Origin of the sequence: Streptomyces sp. NPDC052496 (genome assembly GCF_040679095.1) — a bacterium.
Classification (GTDB): domain Bacteria; phylum Actinomycetota; class Actinomycetes; order Streptomycetales; family Streptomycetaceae; genus Streptomyces.
This window is the reverse complement of record NZ_JBFAUH010000016.1, coordinates 152,692-173,172: the sequence shown is the minus strand read 5'-3', so window position 1 is coordinate 173,172 and position 20,481 is coordinate 152,692. Positions and strand designations below refer to the sequence as shown.

Here is a 20,481-nt window from a genome sequence, read left to right as displayed (position 1 = left end):
GTGCCGGACGCCGAACGCGCCCGAGTGGGGGCAGGACCCTCCCTGCCCCCACTCGGGCCGGTATTCACCTGACTCAGGCGGGTGAGGACACCGCCGCGGTCACGCCGCCCGCTCGGCCACGGGTGTCACCCGTGGCTGGGCCAGGCGCTCGTAGTCCTCTGTGTTCAGGGCGAGGGACAGGTGCAGTTCGGCTGCGTTGAAGAAGATTTCCTGGTGTTCCAGTAGGGCGGGGTCGACCAGCAGTTCCAGTGTGGGGTCGAAGGTGAACGGGACGATGGAGCCGCTGACGCAGCCGGTCAGGCGTTCCGCGGTGGGCTGGTCGGCGAAGGAGACGTGGCGGGCGTCGTACAGGTCCTTGAGGCGGGCGAGGTCCACCCGCCGGTCGCCGGGGACGACGGCGAGGACGTAGCGCGAGGACTTCTTGGTGACCTTGACGCGCATGACGATGCACTTCGCCGCCTGGTTCAGGGCGTTGCCGCGCAGCTCGCTGACCACGTCGGTACGGCCCTCGGGGGCGTGCTCGATCAGCCGGTGGCGCGCCTGCCCGTTCCGCAGGAGGGCCAGCAGCCGGTCCGCCGCCGTGCCGGGCAGCTCGTCCGTCCGCGGCGCCGTGTCCGCCTGTCCGGGGGCGTCGGGGGAGAGCGTGTGTGCCGTCATCCCCACACCACCGCGGAACGGAACGTGTCGTCGTCGAAGCCCATGAAGAAGCCCATGGTGAGGCGGTCGTCGCCGCTGACCCGCTCGATGGAGTGGTACTGCGTCGGGTTGATCAGGTACACGTCCCCGGCCTGCGGCTTGAACGCGTGGCAGGGGTGGCCGTGGACCACGGCCTCGTCGTACCCGAGGCCGTTCTCGATCTTGTACGTCTCGTCGGCGGGCTCCCAGGGCTTGCGGTACATCCGCAGCTCGCCGCCCTCGTCGCACTCCTGCAGGCAGACCACGCAGCTCAGTTGGTAGGCGAGGCCGGTCAGGGCGATGCCGGTGCCCCGGGCGTCGCGCATGATGTTGTCGTTGTGCAGCGGGTTGCGGACGCCGTCGGCGTGGATGCGTACGACCGACGCCGCGTAGTCGCGGCCGTCCGGCTCCCGCGCCACCGACACCGCGTCCAGGCCGAAGGCGTCCCGGAGGCCGCCGCGCACCCGGTCGGCGAGGTCGAAGCCGGCGGTGTCCAGCATGTCCTTGGCCTCGTCCGCGGCCTGGAAGTAACCGTCCAGGTCCTGGAGGTACTTCGCCAGGTAGGGGCCGATGGTGGTGAGGGCGCCGTTGGCGTAGCTCGTCGTGGAGGCGTTGGCGAAGAGCTTGCCGATGCGGACCCGGTTGTCGGCGAACGCCTCGGCGGGCAGCAGGTTGCGCAGCACGACCACGGCGGTCTCGCCGTGGGCCAGCCGGTGGAGCAGGCCGGCGTCGGGGCGCTCGGTGGCGGCGTCGACGACGACGCGGGTCCAGGTGTCAGTCGTGGGCATGGGCCGGGGCTCCTTCGAGGTCGTAACGGTTGCGGGGGGTCGGGCCCGTGGTCCACGGGATCTCCGTCACGCTGTCCGGCTTCAGCGGCTCCCAGTGGTCCGCGGGGGCCAGGTCCGGGATCACCTCGGAGGCGATCACCGTGGAGCGGTCGGTCTGCAGCCGGAACATGCCGAAGTACCGTGGTGAGACGGTGTCCGGCGAGGTCCAGTGGATGACGTAGGCGGAGTAGGGGTTCACCGCGATGGCGTTGCCCGAACTGCCGCCCCGCGGGATGCGGTGGAGCCGTTCGAGGGTGCGCGCCTCGTCCAGCCGGCGGGCACCCTCGGGCACGATGTAGTCGAAGTACTCCTGGGAGTCGAACTCCGACTCCGGCATGCCGAGGAGCTGGTGGACCGTCGGCAGGAAGCCGTTGTGCATGAACAGCCAGGGGAAGGAGCCGCTGGCGCGTTCCAGGGGGTGGGTGAAGCGCGGGCCGTGGTTCCTGGCCAGGGTGGCGTGGCGCGCGTGCACGGCCAGGAAGTCGGTGGAGAGGCCGGGCAGCGGCGACGTGCGGTAGCTCTCCGTGAGCGGGCGTACGTCCCGGTGGCGTCCCAGCCCGTACGGCGCGTCCTCCTGGCGCCATACCGCGCCCCAGCCGTTGGGATGCACATCGGTGGGACCGTCGTGGTCGGCGGTACGGCCACAGCTCATCGCCTCGGCTGCGGCCAGGATGTCCGCGGCACGGAAGTCCCCGGCGGCAACGATGAGTCGGCACATGAGAGGTCAGCCTCGCAATCGGTGGGCAACGAGTGAGTGCAGCAGGGCGGGGATCCGGTCGCCGGGGCCGCTGACGACGACCCGGCCGGCCGCGCCGGTGTGCCGGGCGAGGTCGGAGGCGAGCACGGGCAGGTCCTCCGCGGGAAGCGCTGCGGGGTCCGGCGGTGGCGCGGCGCGCTGGATCTCGACCGTCACGCCCGGTTCGCGGAGGGCTGCGGCCGCTGCCAGTTCCTGCTCGGACACGGCCGAGATCTGGCCGGCGATGCCCGTGCCGCCCGCGCCCGCGCCGGCGTCCGGTACCGCGTCGCCCAGATGGGTACGGAAGGCCAGTTCCGCCCAGTCGGCGCCGGTCGCCCTGGCGACGAGCGCCACCAGGCCGCCGCCGGAGAGCCGGAACCCCATCTCCACGAAGACCGGGCCGGCCGGGCCCTGGATCACGTCGACGTGGAAGGGCCCCGCCCGGTAGCCGGTGGCGTCCAGGCAGGCCTGTGCCAGCTCGCGCAGCGCGGGTGGTGCGCCGGCGCCGGGCCTGGCCACATGGCCCACCTCGCGGAAGCCCGACAGGCCGGGCTCCCCGGGCACCTCTTCGAGACCGGTGAGCTTCTCGCACACGCTCAGCAGCACGGCGTCGCCCTCGTGGGCGACCCCCTGGAGCGACAGCTCGGGCCCCTTGACGAACTCCTCCGCCACGATGCCCGAGAACGCGCCGCCCCCGTAATTGTCCAGAGCGCGGACCCGGTCCAGGGCGCGGCGGCGCTCGGCGGCACCGTCCACGAGCAGCACACCGAGCCCACCGCCGCCGTCCGCCGGCTTGACGACCTGCGGGAAGCCGAGCTGGTCCGCCGCGTCCCCGTCGTCGGGGCCCAGCGGCAGGAAGCGGGGCTGGGCCACCTGCGGAGCGTCGCGCAGCAGGGCCTCGCGCTGTTCACGCTTGTCCAGTGGCCGGAAAGCGCCGCCGGCGCCCGGCCACGGCGCCACGCGCAGCGTCCGGGCCAGGGCGAACCCGGCGTACACATACCGCTCGAACCCGGTCAGCACCAGGCCGGGCGCGACCGCCGCGGCGGCGAGCGCCGCACGGACCGCGTCCGGGTCCTGCGGCCGGTCCACCGCCACCTCGGCATCGAACTCCCGCCGCCCGAGCAGCCTGCGCCAGCGCAGATACGCGGGTGTCTCCACCAGCACCGCCCGCATACCGCGGCGGCGTGCGCAGTCGAGGTACGGGTCCAGGCCGTCGCGGGTGGCGCCTACCTGCACGAAGTCCCCCGGGGAACTGCCTGCCGACACGGTCACCGGCCGGAGAGCAGCTCGGACACCACGGGGCCCTCGGGGCTGTGCCGGGTGTGCACCACTTGCTTGTGCGGGTCGCCTTCGAGGATGGCGTCGATGAGTTCACCGCCGGCGGGGGTGAGGCTCGGGAGCCGGAGCGAGCTGCCGTAGAGCACCTGGAGCTGCGCCAGCGTCAACCCGCTGGCCGTCTCCAGGCGTGTGACGACCCGGGCGGCTTCCCCGTCCGCCGCCGGGGCCGTGCCGGCCAGCAGCGCGTGGATCAGCGCGGTGTGGGGGAGCAGGTCCGGCTGCTCGGCGGCGAGGTAGGTCTCCAGGTTCGTGCCCTTCTCCGTGAAGGGCGCGTGGACCATGGCGACGAGCTGTTCCTCGGTGAAGCCGTACGCCTGCGCGGCATAGGCGTCCATGGCCGCCCGCATCCGGTCGGCCCGGCCCTCGTAGCGCTCCCGCATCAGCTCCACGAGCTGCGGCGGGAACTCCTTCTTGTGCATGAGGGAGATGGCGAACTCGACGTAACCGGCGAGTCCTTCGGCGTACGACTGGCCGTAGCGGTGCTCGCACTTGAGGGCGCGCAGGTGCGCCATCAGCGCGGGGTTGCCGCAGTCGGACTCGGTGAAGCTGAAGGCGATGTCGTCGAAGCGGAAGCCCAGGTGGTCCGTGAGCAGTTCCCAGTGGTCGCCGGAGGCGTACGCCGTGTCGTCGTAGATGGAGAAGAACTGCAGGCCGGTGCGGACGTCGGTGGTGATGGCGTGCTCGGCGACGACGTCCGGCGCGTCCGGGCCGTGGATGTCGGCGAAGTACGCCTGCGAGATGTTGTCGAGCGAGGCGAGGAAGCCGCGGAAGCCGGCGCGCATGTCGCGCGGCGGCTGGAGTCCGAACTGCCGGGCGAGCCGGGTGACCCACAGGTAGTAGTCCCGCTGCTCCCGCTGGGAGTCGCCGGTGATGATCAGGTCGACGCCGCCGTCGTACCCCGCGGCCAGGCCGAAGGAGTTGACCATGCTCAGGTTGCAGGCGTTGCAGAAGGTGGGGCGGGCGTCGGCGGCCGTGCGGTGGCCGGTCATCAGGATGTCGAGGCGGTTGCGCCCCACGACGTCGTCCGTCTGCGGCAGCGTGACGTCGAAGGTGCGCACCTGCTGCCCGTCGATCAGCAGCAGTTCGCAGTCGGGGTCGTTCGGCAGGCGCAGGGCGCGGTAGGCGCGGTCGATGTTGTCCATCACGGCCTGCGGCATGCCCGCGTGCCGGTTGGTGGCGACCCGCATCCGGAATGTCGCGCCGTGCTCCTGGGCGAGGATGAGCTGCATCGTGCGGACGAAGGCGAGCGTGTACGAGCTGTCCTTGCCGCCGCCGTAGGCCACCAGGACCACGTTGCGGGCGAGTTGCTCCTTGTCGGGGAGGGATTCGTACAGGCGCCCCGCACAGCGGACGGCGCCTTCGTAGTTCTCCGCGGACAGGACGGCTCGCAGCTCCTGGAGGGCCGAGGCGCGGTCGGGTGCCGCTGAGCGTAAGGGCATGGACGCGTCAATAGCCATGGCGGGCGGGTACCTCTTTCAACCGGACGATGGCGGGCCGGCGCCAGTACGGCGCGCGGCGCGCGGAGACGGGTCTGGTAGGGCGCGGGAAGGCAGGGAAAAGGGAGCGGGCGGGCTGCCCACCCGGCGTTCAGTACTGAAGAACGGAATTCAGCTCAGCGCGGCCTGGCGTTTGTGCATGAAAGGCCCGATGGTGTGCCGGTCGGCCTGCCGGTGTTGTGCAAAGGCGGCCGGCCGGCCGGGCAAAAGAAAGGAATAGCCATCCGGAACTTCCCCCCGTCCGGAAACTGCAGCGCTTACGGACTTCGCTGTCCGGGGCCTACTCTTGATCACGGTTCTTCACGTTGTCAATCAACTGGTCTCAAAAAGTGGACCCGCTGGCCGGTTGTCACATCCTGAACTTCACGGCGCGGCCGGCCCGGTGTTCAGCCGGCGTCCTGGGCCGACCGGGCGACATCCCCGCAGGGCCTGGCGGAACCGGCCCCCGGGAAGCGCCCGCGCAGCGCCGCCAGCGCGGCGTGGACGGCGGGCCTGCGGCCGGCCCGGGAACGCCAGACGGCCGAGAGCCGGCGGGCGGGCGTGGGCCGCATCGGGACGACGCGGACGGTGGGCGGCAGCACCCCGCGCCCGAGCCGCGGCAGCACCGTGACCCCCAATCCGGCGGCCAGCAGCGCTATTTGAGACTCGTATTCCTCGATCTGGTACGCAATGTCCGGTTCGGTGTCGAGGCTGGAATAGGACCGCATCAGCCACTCGTGGCACATGGCCCCGGAAGCCTGCCCGATCCACCGCTCGTTCCGCAGGTCGTACGGGGTCACCACGGCCCGGTCCGCGAGCGGGTGCCCGGCGGGCAGGGCGACATCGGCGATGTCCTCGCCCAGTTCGCCGACGGACAGCGAAGCGGGCAGCGTCAGCGGGGTGTTGTGCCAGTCGTGCACCACCGCGAGGTCCGCCTCACCCCGTGCCACCAGGCTGATGGCGCGGTTGGGGTCGGCCTCCACCAGCCGGCAGTCCAGGGCCTGGTGCCGCCCGGCGAGATCGGCGAGCCCGGCGGCCGCGAACCCGCGGCAGGCCGTGGGGAACGCGGCGAGCACCAGCCGGCCCGTGGGCTGGTCACGCTGTTCCTCCAGGCGCGAGCGGGTCCGCTCCAGTACGGCCACGACCTCGTCGGCCGCCTCCGCGAGCAGCCAGGCCGCGGGCGTGAGCTCCACCTTGCCGCCCTGCCGGTCGAGCAGGTCGGAACCGGTCTCGCGCTCCAGCTTGGCGATCTGCTGGGAGACGGCGGACGGCGTGTAGCCCAGCGCGGCGGCCGCACCCGTCACCGTGCCGTGGGTGGCCACGGCACGCAGTGCGCGCAGGCGGTTGAGGTCGAACATGAAGCGATGCTAATACCCCACCTTCAGAAATCTTCGCTGGCCGTCCCGGACGTGCGGCTGCTGTGATGGGACGTCCCGAAAAGCGCGTCCCCAGGAGCCCTTGGCATGAAGCCCGTACACGTCGCCCTGGCGGTGACGGTCGCCGCCGTCTGGGGCGCGAACTTTGTTGTCATCGACGTGGGGCTGCGCGATTTTCCGCCACTGCTCTTCTCCGCCGTACGTTTCCTCCTGGCCGCACTGCCCGCGGTCTTCTTCGTCGGGCGGCCCCGGGTCGCCTGGCGCTGGGTGATCGCGGTCGGTGTCGCGCTCGGCATCATGAAGTTCGGGATGCTGTTCGTCGGCATGCACATGGGGCTGCCCCCGGGGCTGGCCTCCCTGGTGCTCCAGGGCCAGGCGGTGTTCACCGTGCTCTTCGCTGCGGTGCTGCTGAAGGAGCGCGCCCGGCGGGTCCAGGTCGTCGGCACGGCGATCGCCTCGGTGGGCATCGTGCTGGCCGGGCTGGACTCGTCAGCCGGCACACTGGCCGGATTCCTGCTGGTGGTGGGCGCGGCGGCATGCTGGGGACTGTCCAACGTCGCGATGCGCAAGGCCAGTCCGCCGGACACCTTCCGGTTCATGGTCTGGGTGAGTGTGGTGCCGCCCGTTCCGCTGGCGCTCATCTCCGTACCCTTCGAGGGCTGGGAAGCGGACCTGCGAGCGCTGCAGCATCTGAACCTCAGCGGAGTGGGGGCCGCGCTGTACGTCGCGTGGGGCGCGACGCTGTTCGGATTCGCCGCATGGGGATACCTGCTGCGGACCTACGACGCACCCACCGTCGCCCCCTTCTCGTTGCTCGTCCCGGTATTCGGCCTGGCCTCCGCCTGGATCTTCCAGGGCGAACGCATGACCGTCCTGACCTTCTGCGCCACGGCACTCGTCATCACCGGTATCGCGGTGGGAATGCTGCGCCGTACGAAAAAGCCGGCTCCGCTCCAGCCCGAGCGGCCGGCCGTACCGGCCGCGACTCCCTGAGGCTCCGGTTCGCCGCCGCATTCCGTATTCCGCACTCTCCGATGTGCCCTTTTGGGCACCATGCGGTCGACTGGCTCTTTCCGCGGCGGGCGGCCGCAAGGACGTACACGATTCCTGAACAGGCATGGCCCGCGGCAGCGGACGTGCAGTAGACAGTCCCCATGACTGATCTTTCGCCGGACGGGCCGCCGGAAACGGAGCACCGGACGTTCTACCGGAGCCTCGGTGCCGGCCACTACGAGAGCACCGCCGCCACCGCGGGCCCGTGGAGCACCAAGACCCAGCACGCCGGGCCGCCTTCGGCCCTGCTGGGGCGGGCCCTGGAGCGGCACGAGGCCCGGGAAGGATTCCGCGTCGCACGCGTCACCGTGGACCTGCCGCGCCCGGTCCCCGTCGGCGGCCTGCACGTCCAGGTGCGTACCTGCCGCTCCGGAGGGCGTACGGAACTGGTCGAGGGCGAACTGGCCTCGGGCGGCGAGACGGTGATGCTCGCGCGGGCGTGGCGGATCGCCGCCGGCCCGGCCGACACCCCACGGCTGCGCCCCGAGAGCGGACCACCGCCCCTGCCCGGACCCCAGGCACCCCGGACCATGGCCGGCGCCCACCTGGACGGATACGTCGCCGCGATGGAATGGCGCTTCGAACCCGGAACGGACTTCGACACCCCCGGGCCGGGAACCGTCTGGGCGCGCCAGCGCATCCCCCTGGTGGCCGGTGAACCGGACACACCGCTGACCCGCGCGCTCACCCTTGCCGACAGCAACTGGGCGGTCGCCTCCGAGCTCGACCACGTCCGCCAGTTCGTCATCAACACCGACATCACGCTGGCACTGCACCGCGACCCGGTCGGTGAATGGCTCTGCATCCGCGCCTCGACCGCCGCCAGTCCCGCCGGCTCCGCACTGGCGCTCGGACAGCTCGACGACACGGCGGGCGACTGCGGCCGCATCCTGCAGACACTGCTGGTCGCCGGCCGCTGACATGACCCGATCCGCGCAACGACGCACCGGGAGCCCGCCGTGCCGCACGTGACGACCCCGGACGGAACCCGTATCGCCTACCAGCTCCGCGGCGCGGGGCCCGTACTGGTCCTTCTCCCCGGCCAGGCCAACAGCCACCGGTGGTGGGACGGCGTACGCGAGGACTTCCACGCCGCCCGCAGCACACTCACCCTCGACCCCCGGGGCACCGGCGACAGCGACGTGCCGGACGTCCCGTACAGCACGGAGCAGTTCGCCGGCGACGTGATCGCGGTCCTCGACGCGCTGGGGATCGGCGCGCGGACGTCTACGGCACGTCCATGGGCGGCCGGGTCGCCCAGAAACTGGCCGCCCGCCATCCCGGCCGGGTCCGCGCCCTCATTCTGGGCTGCACGTCCCCCGGCGGCCGGTACGGCGTCGAACGGAGCGCCGCCGTACGCCGCTCGCTGGCCACCACGGACCCGGCCGCCGCGCAACGCGCCCTGGCCGCACTCATGTACACGCCCGCCTGGCTCGCCGCCCACCCCGGCCCCCACCGGACGCTGGGGGATCCCACGATGCCCGCCCACGCCAGGCGCCGGCACCTGGCGGCCGGCCGTGACCACGACGCCTGGGAGGACCTGCCCGGCATCCGCGCCCGCACCCTGGTCCTGCACGGCACCGACGACCTCCTCAACCCCACCGCCAACGCGCCCCTGCTCGCCGGCCGCATTCCGGGCGCCCGCATGGTCCTGCTGCCCGGCGCCCGCCACGCCTACTTCGAGGAATTCCGCGGCACGGCGAGCCGGCTCGTACTCGACTTCCTGGCCGAGCGACTTCGGGACGTCTGATGTGACGCCCCTGAAGCGGGCATGGAAACTTCGCTCTTCTGATCCGCCGCCGTCAGGCCGGCTCGGGTCCACGCGAACCAGGTCGAGAGTTACGCGGACAGCCTGACGCGCGCCTCGGACTGCCCCAGGACGCCCGGTGGCCGGGGCGGCCACCGGCATCCGCCCGGACCCTGGAACAGGGCCCGGTGGGGGTCGGGTCCAGGGTCCGGCGAGGGCGGGCCGGTAGCCGGCGGGTGTCAGCTCCGTACGGCCAGGGACAGCGCGAAGCGCCCTTGCGCGTCCGTCCACCAGCGGCTCAGGTCGAACCCCGCGGCCCCCAGCTCCTTCCGCACCCCTTCCTCCCGGAATTTCGCCGAGATCTCCGTCCTGATCTCCTCGCCCTCCGCGAACGGCACCGCCAGATCCAGTGCCGGGATCTTCACCGTCAGTTCCTTCGTCGCCCGCAGCCGCATCTCGATCCATTCCCGCTCGGCGTTCCACAGGGCCACGTGCTCGAAGTCGGCCGGGTCGAAGTCGGCGTCCAGTTCGCGGTTGATGACGTGCAGGACGTTCTTGTTGAAGTCGGCGGTGACGCCCGTCGCGTCGTCGTAGGCGGCTACGAGGGTGGCCTCGTCCTTGACCAGGTCGGTGCCCAGGAGGAGGGCGTCGCCGGGGGAGAGGAGGTCGTGGGCGGAGCGCAGGAAGGCGGCGCGCTCTTCCGGGAGGAGGTTGCCGATGGTGCCGCCCAGGAAGGCGAGCAGCCGGGGGCCGGGGGTGCCGGGGAGGGCGAAGCCCTGTTGGAAGTCGGCCACCAGGGCGTGGACGGTCAGCGAAGGGTGGAGGTCGAGGAGGGCTTCGCCGGCGGCGGTCAGGGCGGTCCCGCTGACGTCGACCGGGACGTAGGTGTGCAGGCCGGTCAGGGCCGCGATGAGGTGGCGGGTCTTGTCGGAGGAGCCGGAGCCCAGTTCGACGAGGGTGCGCGCGCCGGTGGCCGCGGCGATGTCGGCGGACCGGCTGATCAGGATCTCGCGCTCGGCGCGGGTCGGGTAGTAGTCCGGCAGGGTGGTGATCTCGTCGAAGAGCTCACTGCCGCGGGCGTCGTAGAACCACTTGGGCGGCAGCTGCTTGGCCGTGCGGGTCAGCCCGTGCGCCACGTCGGCGCGGAGCGCGGCGGTGGTGGCGTCGGCGGGCAGGGTGCGGGTGACGGTGAGGGGACTCACGCGGTGGGCTCCTTGAGCGGGGTGAGCAGGACGTCGGTGGGCGTGGCCGCGAGCAGGGTGTACGGCGGGACCTCGGTCCAGTGGGGGGAGGCGTCGTACGGCTCGGAGGCGACGGTGGTGCTGCGGCCGGGTTCGGCGAGGTGGAACAGGGAGTCGCCCCAGGTGGTCGCGGTGATCGTGACGCCGTCGGTGAGCAGCAGGTTCAGCCGGGCGCCGGGCGCGGCGGCGGACACCGCCGTGACGGTGTCGGCCAGCGCCTCGGCGGGGTCCATGCCCGCGCTGAGGCGGTGGTGCACCAGCTCCCACAGGAAGGCCGAGTCGCAGCGCGCCTGGAGGGACAGCAGCCGGTGCGGCGGCAGTTCGGCGGCCAGGCCGGCCAGTGAGCCGGGCCAGCCCGGTACGGCACCGTTGTGGCTGAACAGCCACGGCCCCTCGGCGAACGGCGCGGCGGCTGCCTCGGGGTCCGCGCCGGCGAAGGTGGCGTCCCGTACGGCGGCCAGCAGCGCGGTGGTCCGCACCACCCGGCACAGGTCCAGGATGCCGGGGTCGGCCCAGATGGGCCCGGCCCTGCGGTACCGGGCGGGCACCGGGTCGCCGGGCGCGTACCAGCCGACGCCGAAGCCGTCCGCGTTGACCGTGCCGTGGATCTGGTGGCGCGGCTGCCACGACTGGCGGTACAGGCCGTGGGACGGGGCGGTGATCAGGGCGCCGAGGGGGAGTTCCGGGCCGAGGTAGGCGAGGTGGCGGCACATCAGGGTCGCCTCCGGACGATGCTGAGCTGCGCTTTCCGGGGCTCCGGCGGCATCGGGGCCCTCATGCGCCCGCCGTGTCCGCGTCGCGGGCGGTGCGGAAGCCGGCGAAGATCTGGCGCCGTACCGGCAGGTCCCAGTTGCGGAAGGTGCCCCGGCAGGCCACCGGGTCGACGGCGAACGAACCGCCGCGCAGCACCTTGTACGGGCCGCCGAAGAACACCTCGGAGTACTCGCGGTAGGGGAACGCGGCGAAGCCGGGGTACGGCAGGAAGTCGCTCGCCGTCCACTCCCAGACGTCGCCGATCAGCTGCCGTACGCCCAGCGGCGACTGGCCGTCCGGGTAGCTGCCGACGGGCGCGGGGCGCAGGTGCCGCTGGCCCAGGTTGGCGTGGGCGGGCCCCGGGTCCTCGTCGCCCCACGGGTAGCGCCGGGACCGGCCGCTGACCGGGTCGTGCCGGGCGGCCTTCTCCCACTCCTCCTCCGTGGGCAGCCGCCGGCCCGCCCATCGCGCGTACGCGTCGGCCTCGTACCAGCTCACGTGCAGAACCGGTTCGTCCGGCGGTACGGGCTCGGTGACGCCGAAGCGCCGCCGCAGCCACCGGCCGCCGTCGCGCCGCCAGAACAGCGGCGCGTGCAGCCCGTGTTCGCGGACGTGGTCCCAGCCCTCGGTGGTCCACCAGCGTGGCTCGTCGTAACCGCCGTCCTCGACGAAATCGAGGTAGGCGCCGTTGCTCACCGGGGTGGTGTCGATGCGGAAGGACGGCAGCAGACGGCGGTGGGCGGGGCGTTCGTTGTCCAGGGCCCACGGTTCGGTGGAGGTGCCCATCGTGAACGGGCCGCCGGGCACCAGGACTTCGGCGGGCAGGATGCCGTCGGAGGTCACCGGCGGTTCGGGGGCTGTGAGCACGGCCGGGCCGCGCCGCAGCTGGTGGGTGATGAGCATGGTCTCGTCGTGCTGCTGTTCGTGCTGCGCGATCATGCCGAACGCGAAGGCGGAGTCCAGCAGGGGCTCGCCGCGCAGCGGGCTGCTCTCCAGCACGTCCAGGACCCGGCCGCGGACGTCCGCCACGTAGCCGTGGGCTTCGGCGGGCGGCAGCAGGGGCAGGGACGGGCGCTCGGCACGCGGGTGCTCGAAGGCGTCGTACACGGAATCGATGTCCGGGCGCAGCGCGTCCCGCTTGCCGACCGCGCGCAGCAGCCACTGCTCCTCCTGGTTGCCGATGTGCGCCAGGTCCCAGACCAGCGGTGACATCAGGGGGGAGTGCTGGGCGGTCAGGTCGCGGTCGTCGACGCAGGTGGTCAGTGCGCGGGTACGGTCACGCGCGGCGAGCAGGGCGCGGGCCGCGCGTTCCCGGAGCGACTCGGGATCGTGGGTCACAGACTGTCCTTCCCAGGGGTGAGCTGGTCCTCGTACGCGGCGTCCACCGGGTGGGCCGGGCCGGTGCGGGGCGCGGCGGGGGAGGCGCCGAGGGGGGCGGCGGACGAGAGGGTGCGGGGTTCCGGCGGGGCGGTGCCCACCGGACCGGGCGGCCCTTCATCCGTCGCGGACGGCTCCCCGTACGCCCCGTCCAGCAGGTCGTCCGCCGGGCAGCGGCCCCGTGCCACATAGCGTTCGGTGAACCGGGCGACGGCGCCGCGCACCCCGGCCGGCACGTCCAGCCGGGCCAGCGCCTCCTGCGCGATGGTGAAGCAGGCCAGCGCGGCGGCCCGCAGTTCGGGGTCGGTCAGCGCGGCGCGGGTGGCGTGCCGCCACAGCGGATTGCGCGGCGCGGGCCGTGCTCCGGCCGTCTCGGCGAGGGGCTTGACCACGCGGTACACGCTCTCGGCGGCCTCCGGGTCGTCGAAGAGCGCGGCCGTGACGGCCAGCGGCACGACCCAGCCGCTGTCCCCCGGCTGCGCGTCGATCATGCGCAGTTCCAGGTGGCCGCGCGGCCGTACGGGCGGGAAGAGCGTGGTGACGTGGTAGTCCAGGTCCTCCTCGGTCGGCGGGCGCGGCGCACCCGTACGGACCCAGTCGCGGAACGTCAGCCCCTCGGGCGCGTCCCACGGGCCGTCGTCGCCGCGCAGGCACATCACGGGCGCGTCCAGGACGTAGGCGGCCCAGGCGGCACGCGGGTCAGGGCCGTCCGGCGGGGCCAGGGTGCGGGCCGGGTCCATCTGGGACCACACCAGCTGGCGGGTGGAGCGGTAGCCGGTCGGGCAGCCCTCGCTGACGGGCGAGTTGGCGAAGGCGGCGACCAGGACGGCGCCCAGCAGGTGCGCCAGCCGCCAGCGGCGGCCGAGGCCGAGCGGGCCCGGCTCCTCCTGGCCGGCGTCCAGGCAGACCTGTACGGACGCGGTGCCGCACATCATGGATCTGCCCGCGGGGCCCCAGCGGTCGAAGTACGCCTCCATGGCGTCGTAGCGGGGTTCGATGAGCACCCGCCGCGGGGGGTGCCAGGGGTTGTGGCCGTGGCCCGCCATGCCCAGGCCCAGCTCCCGCATGGCGGGGCGCACCAGGGCGAGGTCGGCCGAGACGGCCTCGATGCACGCGGTGAGGGAGGTGGCGGGCAGCGAGCTGAGCTCCAGCTGTCCGCCGGGTTCGAAGGTGAGGGCCGACCGCAGGGGGAGGGCGCGGAGTGCGGCGGCCGCTTCGCGGTGTCGTGCGGGGTCGACGGGACATCGGGGGTGGTGGGCGTCGTGGACCAGCCATTCGATCTCGACGCCGGTGCGCCGGGGCGGTCCGGTCTTGAAGCAGATGCCACGCAGGTGGGCCTCCAGCTCCGCCTCCGTGACCGACGGCCGTGCAGGCATGGGCTCCAACTCCCTCGGATCGGGACGGCGGCTGCCGTCCGACGGCGGGAATGCCGTCCCCCACCTAAGCGGGTGCGGGCGGCGCACTCAAGGGCACATTCTCGTCGGCCCGGTGCCGGCGCGCGAGGGCACCGGCCCGGGGCGGCCTGGCTCCCGGGCCGGTGCGTCCGTCTCTGCCTGCGGTGATGCCGTGGTGGGCACGGGACGGAGGGGGGTGCGGAGGCGGTACGGAGGGTTCGTTTCTTTGTGCGAATTTGGTGAGCGGCGGGGCCGGCGGACCCCGGCCGGTCAGGCCCCGGCCCAGGCCCGCCGTTCCGCGCCGCGGGGGTCGTCGGTCAGGACCCAGGCGGCGTCGACGCGCATCGTCCGCCGGCGCTCGTTGTCGTACGGCTCCCAGCCCGGGCTGCCGGTCGTGGCGAACCGGACCCAGCTGCCGTGCATCCGTGCGGCGAGGTCCGCGGGGGGCGCGCCGGGGCCGAGCAGGCCGCCGGGTCCGCGCAGCCGGGGCAGCTGCGTGCGGTCGAAGACGAACGGGAGCTCCACCGCGTGGGCGGCGCCGAGCGTTCCGCCCAGGGCCGGGGAGCGCCAGGCGAACTCGTAGGCGAAGGTGGCGGCCCCGGGGTGGGCGGCATGGGCGGAAGCCAGGGCCCAGCTGCCCGCGCCGAACAGCGCGTCGCCCATGACGGCGGACCGCAGCGCGCCGTAGGACGCACCGGGACGTGCGGTGCGGTACGTCTCGACGAGCCGCGCCGGGGCCGGGTGCGAGGCGGCCGCCACCGCGTCGACGTCAGCGGCGGTCGAGGTGGCGTACCGGCCCACCGGGGACAGGTAGAGGTTCCCTTCCTCGGCGTTGGTGCCGATCAGCAGGTCCACGCCGGAGCCGGACCCGGCCGCGACGGACTCGGCGGGCTGGGTGTCGAGGACCAGGCTGAAGGGGCTGAGGCCGAGCAGCGGGTCGCGGTGCGTCCCGGTGCGCAGGTCGATGCCCGCCAGCCCGGCCGCGGCCTCGGCCAGGCGCTCGTCGCTGAGGTCCGCGAACGCGCCGGCGTGCGGCTCGGCCCCCAGCGCCGCGGCGGCCGCCCGGGTGACGCGCGCTGCCTGCTCGCCCGTGAACGCCCCCAGGCCGCTCCCGCTCTGGACGATGGCCCGGCGGAAGAGGCCCGTGGCCTCGGGGGTGGCGAGGACGCCGCCGACGATGGTCGCCCCGGCCGACTGGCCGAAGAGGGTGACGCGGTCCGGGTCACCCCCGAAGGCGGCGATGTTCTCGCGTATCCAGCGCAGCGCGGCGACGACGTCGAGCAGGCCGCGGTTGGCGGGCGCGCCGGGGAGGTCGAGGAAGCCCGCGATGCCGAGCCGGTAGTTCAGGGTGACCAGCACGACGCCGTCGCGGGCGAAGCCGGAGCCGTCGTACAGGGCGGACCGCGTCGAGCCGGCGACGAACCCGCCGCCGTGCACGAACACCATGACGGGCAGGCCGCCGGCCGCGTCCGCCGGCGTCCAGACGTTGACGGTGAGGTAGTCCTCTCCGCGGCTCCAGCCGGTGCCGAAGTAGGGGGTCATGTCCAGGTTGCCCAGATTCCGCGCGGACTGCGGTGCGTTGGGGCCGGGCGCGGTGGCGTCCCGTACGCCGTCCCAGGGCGCGTGCGGCCGCGGCGGCGCGAACCGTCCGGCGCCGACGGGCGGGGCGGCGTAGGGGATGTCCAGGAAGGCGGCCGTGCCGTCCTGGCGCAGGCCGCGGACAGCGCCCTGCGCGGTGGTCACGACGGGGGCCGGGTGACGGTGGTGCGTCGGTCTCACGGGCATGCCTCTCTGCGGCCTCAGTCCTGCTCGGTGTACGGGGTGAACGGGGCCCAGCCCTTGACGGCGAACGTGCTCCCGTCGCGCACCACCTCCACGGCACCGTGGCCGCCCAGGTGCGCGGGGATCACCAGGGCGTTGGTGTCGGCCGCCCGGCCCAGCACCTTGCGCCGGGTGGCGCGGGCGCCCGCGGGATCCTCGCAGAAGCAGCTGTTGGCGTCCGGTTCGAGGATCTGCAGCGGGGTGTGCAGCAGGTCGCCGACGAACACCGCGCGGTCCGTGCCGGACGCGAGGGTCAGCACGCAGGAGCCGGGGGTGTGCCCGGGGGCCGCGTCCAGGCGCAGGTTCGCGTCGATCCGGTGGCTGCCCTCCCACAGCAGCGTCAGACCGGCCTCGTGCACGGGCGCCACGCTGTCCTCGAAGACATTCTGATTGCCGCGGCCGAGCAACGGCCGGTGATGGTTGAGGGGGTTCCAGAACGTGAAGTCGTCCTTCGGTATCAGATAGGTGGCGTTGGGAAAGGTGGGCACCCAGTTCCGCCCGTCCAGATACGTGTTCCAGCCGACGTGATCGACGTGGAGATGGGTGTTGATGACGACATCCACGTCTTCGGGCGCGACACCGGCCCGGGCGAGACCGGCCAGGAACCCGGTGTCGAGACGGCTCCAGACCGGGGCGTACGGGCGCTCCTTGTGATTGCCCACCCCGGTGTCGACCAGGATGTTCTTCCCTTCGCTGCGCAGCAGCCAGGTCTGGACCGCGGACCGGACGACACGGGTCCGCGCGTCCATGAAATCCGGGGAGATCCAGGAGGCGTTGTCCTTCCACACGCGCTCCGGAAGGTCGGGAAAGAACGTGTCCGGCGTCATGCCGACCGGGCCGAAGAATTCCCGGACGCGCGTGACGGTGACCTTGCCGAGTTCGATGGTTTCCATGGTTTCCCTACCGTGCCTTTGCGAATCCGTGAGCTGTCCCGGAACCGTACGAACGGCCCGCGCCTGCGCGGTATCCGTCAGGTGACTGCACCCGCGCACGCCCCGTACGCCGTCGCGGCGGGTGATCCGGCCGCTTGTAATCTGGGCGTGACGAGGCACGGCGGCTCCGGCACGGGAGCCCACACCCCTGGAGACCCCGTGGACGAGCACCCAGCGGCCTCCGGCGCGGCCGGGGGACCGGTGCCCGACACGGAGGACTCCCTCGTCGGCCGGGGCGCGGAACTGGCGCGCCTCTTCCGTACGGTGGACTCCCGGGCGGCGGACCCGGCAGCCGCGGCCGGCCCGGTGCTGATCCTCACCGGAGACCCGGGGGCCGGGAAGAGCGCGCTGCTGGACGCCGCGGCGCGCCGGGCCGCGGCGCAGGGCGCCCGGGTCCTGCGCGCCGGCGGGAGCGAGTCGGAGTCGGGTCTCGCGTTCTCCGCCCTGCACCAAGTGCTGCGGCCGGTACGGTCCGTGGCCGACACGCTCCCGGAGCGGCAGCGCGCGGCGCTCCACGACGCCTTCGGTACGGGACGGGCCGCGGCGTCCCCCGACCCCATGCTGACCGGGCTCGCCGTCCTGAGCCTGCTGTCCGCGCTGGGCGAGCGGCAGCCCGTACTCGTCGTACTGGACGACGCCCAGTGGTGCGACCGCGCCTCCCTGGACGCCCTGGCCTTCGCCGCCCGGCGGCTGGCGGAAGAGCCCGTCACGCTGCTGGCCGGCGTCCGCACCGGCGACCGCCTCCCGGGCTTCGACCGGCACGTACCGGCGCTCACCCTCGGCCCGCTCGACGACACCGCGGCCCACCGCCTCCTGGACCTCCAGCCGCAGCGCCCCACCGGCCGGGTCAGGACCCGCGTCCTCGACCAGGCGGGCGGCAACCCCCTGGCACTGATCGAGCTGGCGCGGTCCGCCGCCGAGGCCGGGGATCCGCTGTCCGCGGGCCCGCTGCCGCTCACCGACCGTCTGGAGCAGCTCTTCGCCGCCCGCCTGCACGGCCTCCCGGCCCGCACCACGCGGGCGCTGCTCCTCCTGGCCGCCCTGGACACCGCCGACTCCGCTCAGGCCGGACCGGCCGGGCATCCGCCGCACACGGGGAGCGACGCACGGCTGCCGTACGCTCAGGACGGGCACGGGCTGCCGTACGCCGAGGGTGCGCCCGGGCTGCCGTACGCCGACGACGCCGCCTGGCCGCCCGCCGAGGAGGCCGGGCTCATCCGCCGGACCGGCCGGGACATCCGGTTCCGCCACCCGCTCGTGCGGTCCGCCGTGTACCACGCGGCGCCCTTCGAAGCGCGGCGCGACGCCCACCGTACGCTCGCCGAGAGGCTGCGCGACGCACCGGACCGGCGTGCCTGGCACCTCGCCGCCGCCTCCGCCCGCCCGGACGCGGCCGTGTCCGCCGCACTGGAGCGGACCGCCGGCCGGGCCCGCCGCCGCGGCGGCCACGCGGCAGCGGCCAAGGCCCTGCAACGCGCCGCCGAACTGGCACCACGGCGCGCGGACAGCGCCCGGCTGCTGGTCGAAGCCGCCGGCACGGCCGTGCTCACGGGCGATCTCGCCTGGGTCGAGGAACTGGCCGCCGCGGCGCGCGCACGGACCGACGACCCGGTGCTGCTGGCCGCCGCGGCGGCGCACGTCGGCCGGCTGGCGGCGCTGACCGTACGCCATGGCGTGGTCTTCGCCCGGCTCGCCGGTACGGCCCGGGAGCTGGCGGCCGCGCAGCCCGCCACGGCGCTCGACTTCCTGTCCGCGGCCGCCGTGGTCCGCTTCTACTCCGGGGAGGAGAGCCACCGGCAGGACATCCGGGACATACTGCGGCTCATCCCCGAGTGCGAGCCCACATCGCAAGGCTGGCTGCGCGCTTGGGTGCGAGCCGTATCGGACCCGTTCCGCGGCAGACCGCAGCTCGTGGCGGCCCTGCGTGCGGCGACCGCCGCGGCGGAGCACCGGCCCGACCGGCTCACCGCTCTCGCGGTCATGGCATGGCTCCTGGACGAGACCCCGCGGGCCGCACGCGCCTTCGACACGGCCTTCGACCACCGGCAGCCGCACGGACCGCTGCCGGCGGGGCTGGGTGGTGCCGCCGCCTGGACCTACGTGGAACTGGGCAGGTGGGGGCAGGCCCGCGAGGTGTGCGCCCGTACGGCGGCGGTCGGCGCCGCGGCGGGGCTGGACCACGCCGTGGCGTGTACGGCCGCGGTGGACGCCGTGGTGCTGGCCCACCAGGGCGACGCGGCGGCAGCCCGGGCCCGTGCCGAGGACGCGCTGGCCCTGATCGACCCGCTGGAGAGCCGTTCGGTCGCCGTCTACGCCCGGCGCGCGCTCGGCGCCGCCGCGGCCGCGGACGGCGCGTACGACACCGCGTACGATCAACTCCGGTCGGTCTTCACGGCAGACGGCGCGCCCGTCCACTACCACGCCTCCTGTCCGGCCCTCGCGGACCTGGCCGCCGCCGCGGTGCGCAGCGGCCGGCGTGCGGAGGCCGCCGCGATCGTCGAGCGCTGCGCCCGCACGCTCGGGGACGACGCCTCACCCCGGCTGCGCGCCCTGCTCGGCCGCGCCCGCGGTCTGCTGGCGGCCACGGCCGACGCCGAACCGCACTTCCGGGCGGCCCTGGCGGACCCGGCGTTCGCCTCCTGGCCCTTCGAGCGTGCCCAGACCCTGCTGGACCTCGCCGAATGGCTGCGGCGCCGTCGGCGCATCGCGGAGGCACGGCCCCTGCTCGCCGAAGCCCTGGAGACGTTCCGGCGCCTGGGGGCGCGCCCGTGGACCGAGCGCGCCCGGGCCGAAGCGCGCGCCGCCGGCCTCGACGCCACGGCGGCAGCCCCCGACGCGCTCGCCGAACTGTCGCCGCAACAGCAGCAGATCGTCGCCCTCGCCGCCCGCGGCCTGACCAACCGCGAGATCGGCGAACGGCTCTTCCTCTCCCCGCGCACGGTCGGTTCGCACCTCTACCGCAGCTTCCCCAAGCTGGGCGTCACCGCCCGCTCGCAGTTGCGCGACCTCGTCGACGGGACGGGGGACGCGGAGAGCTGACCGGTGCTGCCGGATGCCGCCCCGTGCGGGCCGCCGGTGGCGGCACCGAGCACGGCGCCCCGCGCTCCGGGCCCCGGCGGCACGGCTCACGTACGATCGTTCCGGTGGCCGGAACGGCCGGCACCGGACGAGGGGACGCGATGACGAGAGCGGGCAGCGGCGGTCGCGGCGCGGCGTCGCGGCCCCTGGCGGTCTTCGACCTGGACGGCACGCTCGCCGACACCGGACACCGCCAGCACTTCCTGGAGCGCCGGCCGCGCGACTGGAAGGGCTTCTTCGCCGCGGCGCCGGACGACCCGCCGCTCGCGCCGGGCGTCGAACTGGCCCGGAAGAGCGCCGAGGAGTGCGAGGTCGTCTACCTGACCGGCCGCCCCGAGCGCTGCCGCCGGGACACGCTGGCCTGGCTCGGGCGGCACGGCTTGCCGGAAGGACGGCTCCACATGCGTCCGAACGAGGACCGGCGCCCCGCCCGGTACACCAAGCTGGAACTGCTGCGCCGCCTGGCGGGCAACCGCGAGGTGCGCCATGTCGTGGACGACGACGAACTGGTCTGCGACGCCTGCGAACAGGCGGGCTTCCCGGTCGTACGGGCCCGCTGGGCAGCCCCCTCCACGGACCTGAAGGACGCTCAGGAGCGGGAGGGGCGTACCTGAGTCGGCGGAGCTCCGTAGCGCTCTGCGCGCGGCGGCCGCCGCCC

16 protein-coding genes and 1 pseudogene are annotated in these 20,481 nt (G+C 73.8%); 5 read left to right on the top strand and 12 right to left on the bottom strand.

The genetic code is table 11. The features are described 5' to 3' along the window. Nucleotides 1-99 precede the first annotated feature (99 nt). From AB0L45_RS22395 to AB0L45_RS22370, 6 genes are all read right to left on the bottom strand, one after another. The gene (locus AB0L45_RS22395) at nt 100-657 is read right to left on the bottom strand and encodes a YbaK/EbsC family protein (protein WP_365842497.1); all 558 of its coding nucleotides are present in this window, start codon (nt 655-657) and stop codon (nt 100-102) included. Continuing rightward, nucleotides 654-1,463, bottom strand: a complete 810-nt coding sequence (locus AB0L45_RS22390; RefSeq protein ID WP_365842495.1) for a hypothetical protein — start codon at nt 1,461-1,463, stop codon at nt 654-656. The genes AB0L45_RS22395 and AB0L45_RS22390 overlap by 4 nt, the downstream gene beginning before the upstream one ends. Further along, a complete protein-coding gene (locus tag AB0L45_RS22385) occupies nt 1,450-2,220 on the bottom strand; it encodes a hypothetical protein (RefSeq protein WP_365842493.1) in 771 nt (256 codons plus the stop codon). The genes AB0L45_RS22390 and AB0L45_RS22385 overlap by 14 nt, the downstream gene beginning before the upstream one ends. 6 nt (nt 2,221-2,226) lie before the next feature. Beyond that, on the bottom strand, nt 2,227-3,510 hold the full coding sequence (locus AB0L45_RS22380) for an ATP-grasp domain-containing protein (RefSeq protein ID WP_365842491.1): 1,284 nt from the start codon (nt 3,508-3,510) through the stop codon (nt 2,227-2,229). After that, nucleotides 3,507-5,015 carry a PqqD family protein gene (locus AB0L45_RS22375; RefSeq protein WP_365842489.1) on the bottom strand — a complete coding sequence of 503 codons (1,509 nt, stop codon included), beginning with the start codon at nt 5,013-5,015 and terminating at the stop codon, nt 3,507-3,509. Before AB0L45_RS22375 ends, AB0L45_RS22380 begins: the two co-directional genes overlap by 4 nt. Before the next feature lie 443 nt (nt 5,016-5,458). Continuing rightward, on the bottom strand, nt 5,459-6,409 hold the full coding sequence (locus AB0L45_RS22370) for a LysR family transcriptional regulator (protein ID WP_365842487.1): 951 nt from the start codon (nt 6,407-6,409) through the stop codon (nt 5,459-5,461). Nucleotides 6,410-6,514: 105 nt separating this feature from the next. Between AB0L45_RS22370 and AB0L45_RS22365 the strand changes: the two genes are divergently transcribed. From AB0L45_RS22365 to AB0L45_RS22355, 3 genes and pseudogenes are all read left to right on the top strand, one after another. Beyond that, on the top strand, nt 6,515-7,420 hold the full coding sequence (locus tag AB0L45_RS22365; protein ID WP_365842485.1) for an EamA family transporter: 906 nt from the start codon (nt 6,515-6,517) through the stop codon (nt 7,418-7,420). A gap of 161 nt (nt 7,421-7,581) precedes the next feature. Further along, on the top strand, nt 7,582-8,400 hold the full coding sequence (locus AB0L45_RS22360; RefSeq protein WP_365842483.1) for a thioesterase family protein: 819 nt from the start codon (nt 7,582-7,584) through the stop codon (nt 8,398-8,400). A 39-nt stretch (nt 8,401-8,439) separates the two neighbouring features. Then, nucleotides 8,440-9,230, top strand: a pseudogene (locus AB0L45_RS22355) (alpha/beta hydrolase). Nucleotides 9,231-9,466: 236 nt separating this feature from the next. Here the strand turns inward: AB0L45_RS22355 and egtD are convergent. The 6 genes from egtD to AB0L45_RS22325 form a co-directional block, all read right to left on the bottom strand. Next, complete coding sequence (egtD, locus tag AB0L45_RS22350; RefSeq protein ID WP_365842481.1) at nt 9,467-10,429, bottom strand: L-histidine N(alpha)-methyltransferase; 963 nt, start codon at nt 10,427-10,429, stop codon at nt 9,467-9,469. Beyond that, nucleotides 10,426-11,181, bottom strand: a complete 756-nt coding sequence (egtC, locus tag AB0L45_RS22345) for an ergothioneine biosynthesis protein EgtC (RefSeq protein ID WP_365842479.1) — start codon at nt 11,179-11,181, stop codon at nt 10,426-10,428. The genes egtD and egtC overlap by 4 nt, the downstream gene beginning before the upstream one ends. 61 nt (nt 11,182-11,242) lie before the next feature. Continuing rightward, complete coding sequence (egtB, locus tag AB0L45_RS22340; protein WP_365842477.1) at nt 11,243-12,559, bottom strand: ergothioneine biosynthesis protein EgtB; 1,317 nt, start codon at nt 12,557-12,559, stop codon at nt 11,243-11,245. Beyond that, on the bottom strand, nt 12,556-13,974 hold the full coding sequence (egtA, locus tag AB0L45_RS22335) for an ergothioneine biosynthesis glutamate--cysteine ligase EgtA (RefSeq protein ID WP_365842475.1): 1,419 nt from the start codon (nt 13,972-13,974) through the stop codon (nt 12,556-12,558). Before egtA ends, egtB begins: the two co-directional genes overlap by 4 nt. Before the next feature lie 288 nt (nt 13,975-14,262). After that, nucleotides 14,263-15,771, bottom strand: coding sequence for a carboxylesterase family protein (locus tag AB0L45_RS22330; RefSeq protein WP_365842473.1), 1,509 nt, complete (start codon nt 15,769-15,771; stop codon nt 14,263-14,265). Between the two features lie 20 nt (nt 15,772-15,791). Continuing rightward, nucleotides 15,792-16,706: an MBL fold metallo-hydrolase gene (locus tag AB0L45_RS22325; RefSeq protein ID WP_365842471.1), complete on the bottom strand. Its 915-nt coding sequence runs from the start codon at nt 16,704-16,706 to the stop codon at nt 15,792-15,794. Nucleotides 16,707-16,904: 198 nt separating this feature from the next. Here AB0L45_RS22325 and AB0L45_RS22320 point away from each other — a divergent pair, with 198 nt between their 5' ends. Beyond that, a complete protein-coding gene (locus AB0L45_RS22320; RefSeq protein WP_365842469.1) occupies nt 16,905-19,784 on the top strand; it encodes a LuxR family transcriptional regulator in 2,880 nt (959 codons plus the stop codon). Nucleotides 19,785-19,924: 140 nt separating this feature from the next. Beyond that, the gene (locus AB0L45_RS22315) at nt 19,925-20,437 is read left to right on the top strand and encodes a hypothetical protein (protein WP_365842602.1); all 513 of its coding nucleotides are present in this window, start codon (nt 19,925-19,927) and stop codon (nt 20,435-20,437) included. Nucleotides 20,438-20,481: the final 44 nt, after the last annotated feature.

Excerpts from the sequence above, each read along its gene's own strand:
- AB0L45_RS22395 (WP_365842497.1), bottom strand. The coding sequence starts at position 657 with ATGACGGCACACACGCTCTCCCCCGACGCCCCCGGACAGGCGGACACG.
- AB0L45_RS22390 (WP_365842495.1), bottom strand. The coding sequence starts at position 1,463 with ATGCCCACGACTGACACCTGGACCCGCGTCGTCGTCGACGCCGCCACC.
- AB0L45_RS22385 (WP_365842493.1), bottom strand. The coding sequence starts at position 2,220 with ATGTGCCGACTCATCGTTGCCGCCGGGGACTTCCGTGCCGCGGACATC.
- AB0L45_RS22375 (WP_365842489.1), bottom strand. The coding sequence starts at position 5,015 with ATGCCCTTACGCTCAGCGGCACCCGACCGCGCCTCGGCCCTCCAGGAG.
- AB0L45_RS22370 (WP_365842487.1), bottom strand. The coding sequence starts at position 6,409 with ATGTTCGACCTCAACCGCCTGCGCGCACTGCGTGCCGTGGCCACCCAC.
- AB0L45_RS22365 (WP_365842485.1), top strand. The coding sequence starts at position 6,515 with ATGAAGCCCGTACACGTCGCCCTGGCGGTGACGGTCGCCGCCGTCTGG.
- AB0L45_RS22360 (WP_365842483.1), top strand. The coding sequence starts at position 7,582 with ATGACTGATCTTTCGCCGGACGGGCCGCCGGAAACGGAGCACCGGACG.
- egtC (WP_365842479.1), bottom strand. The coding sequence starts at position 11,181 with ATGTGCCGCCACCTCGCCTACCTCGGCCCGGAACTCCCCCTCGGCGCC.
- egtA (WP_365842475.1), bottom strand. The coding sequence starts at position 13,974 with ATGCCTGCACGGCCGTCGGTCACGGAGGCGGAGCTGGAGGCCCACCTG.
- AB0L45_RS22325 (WP_365842471.1), bottom strand. The coding sequence starts at position 16,706 with ATGGAAACCATCGAACTCGGCAAGGTCACCGTCACGCGCGTCCGGGAA.
- AB0L45_RS22315 (WP_365842602.1), top strand. The coding sequence starts at position 19,925 with ATGACGAGAGCGGGCAGCGGCGGTCGCGGCGCGGCGTCGCGGCCCCTG.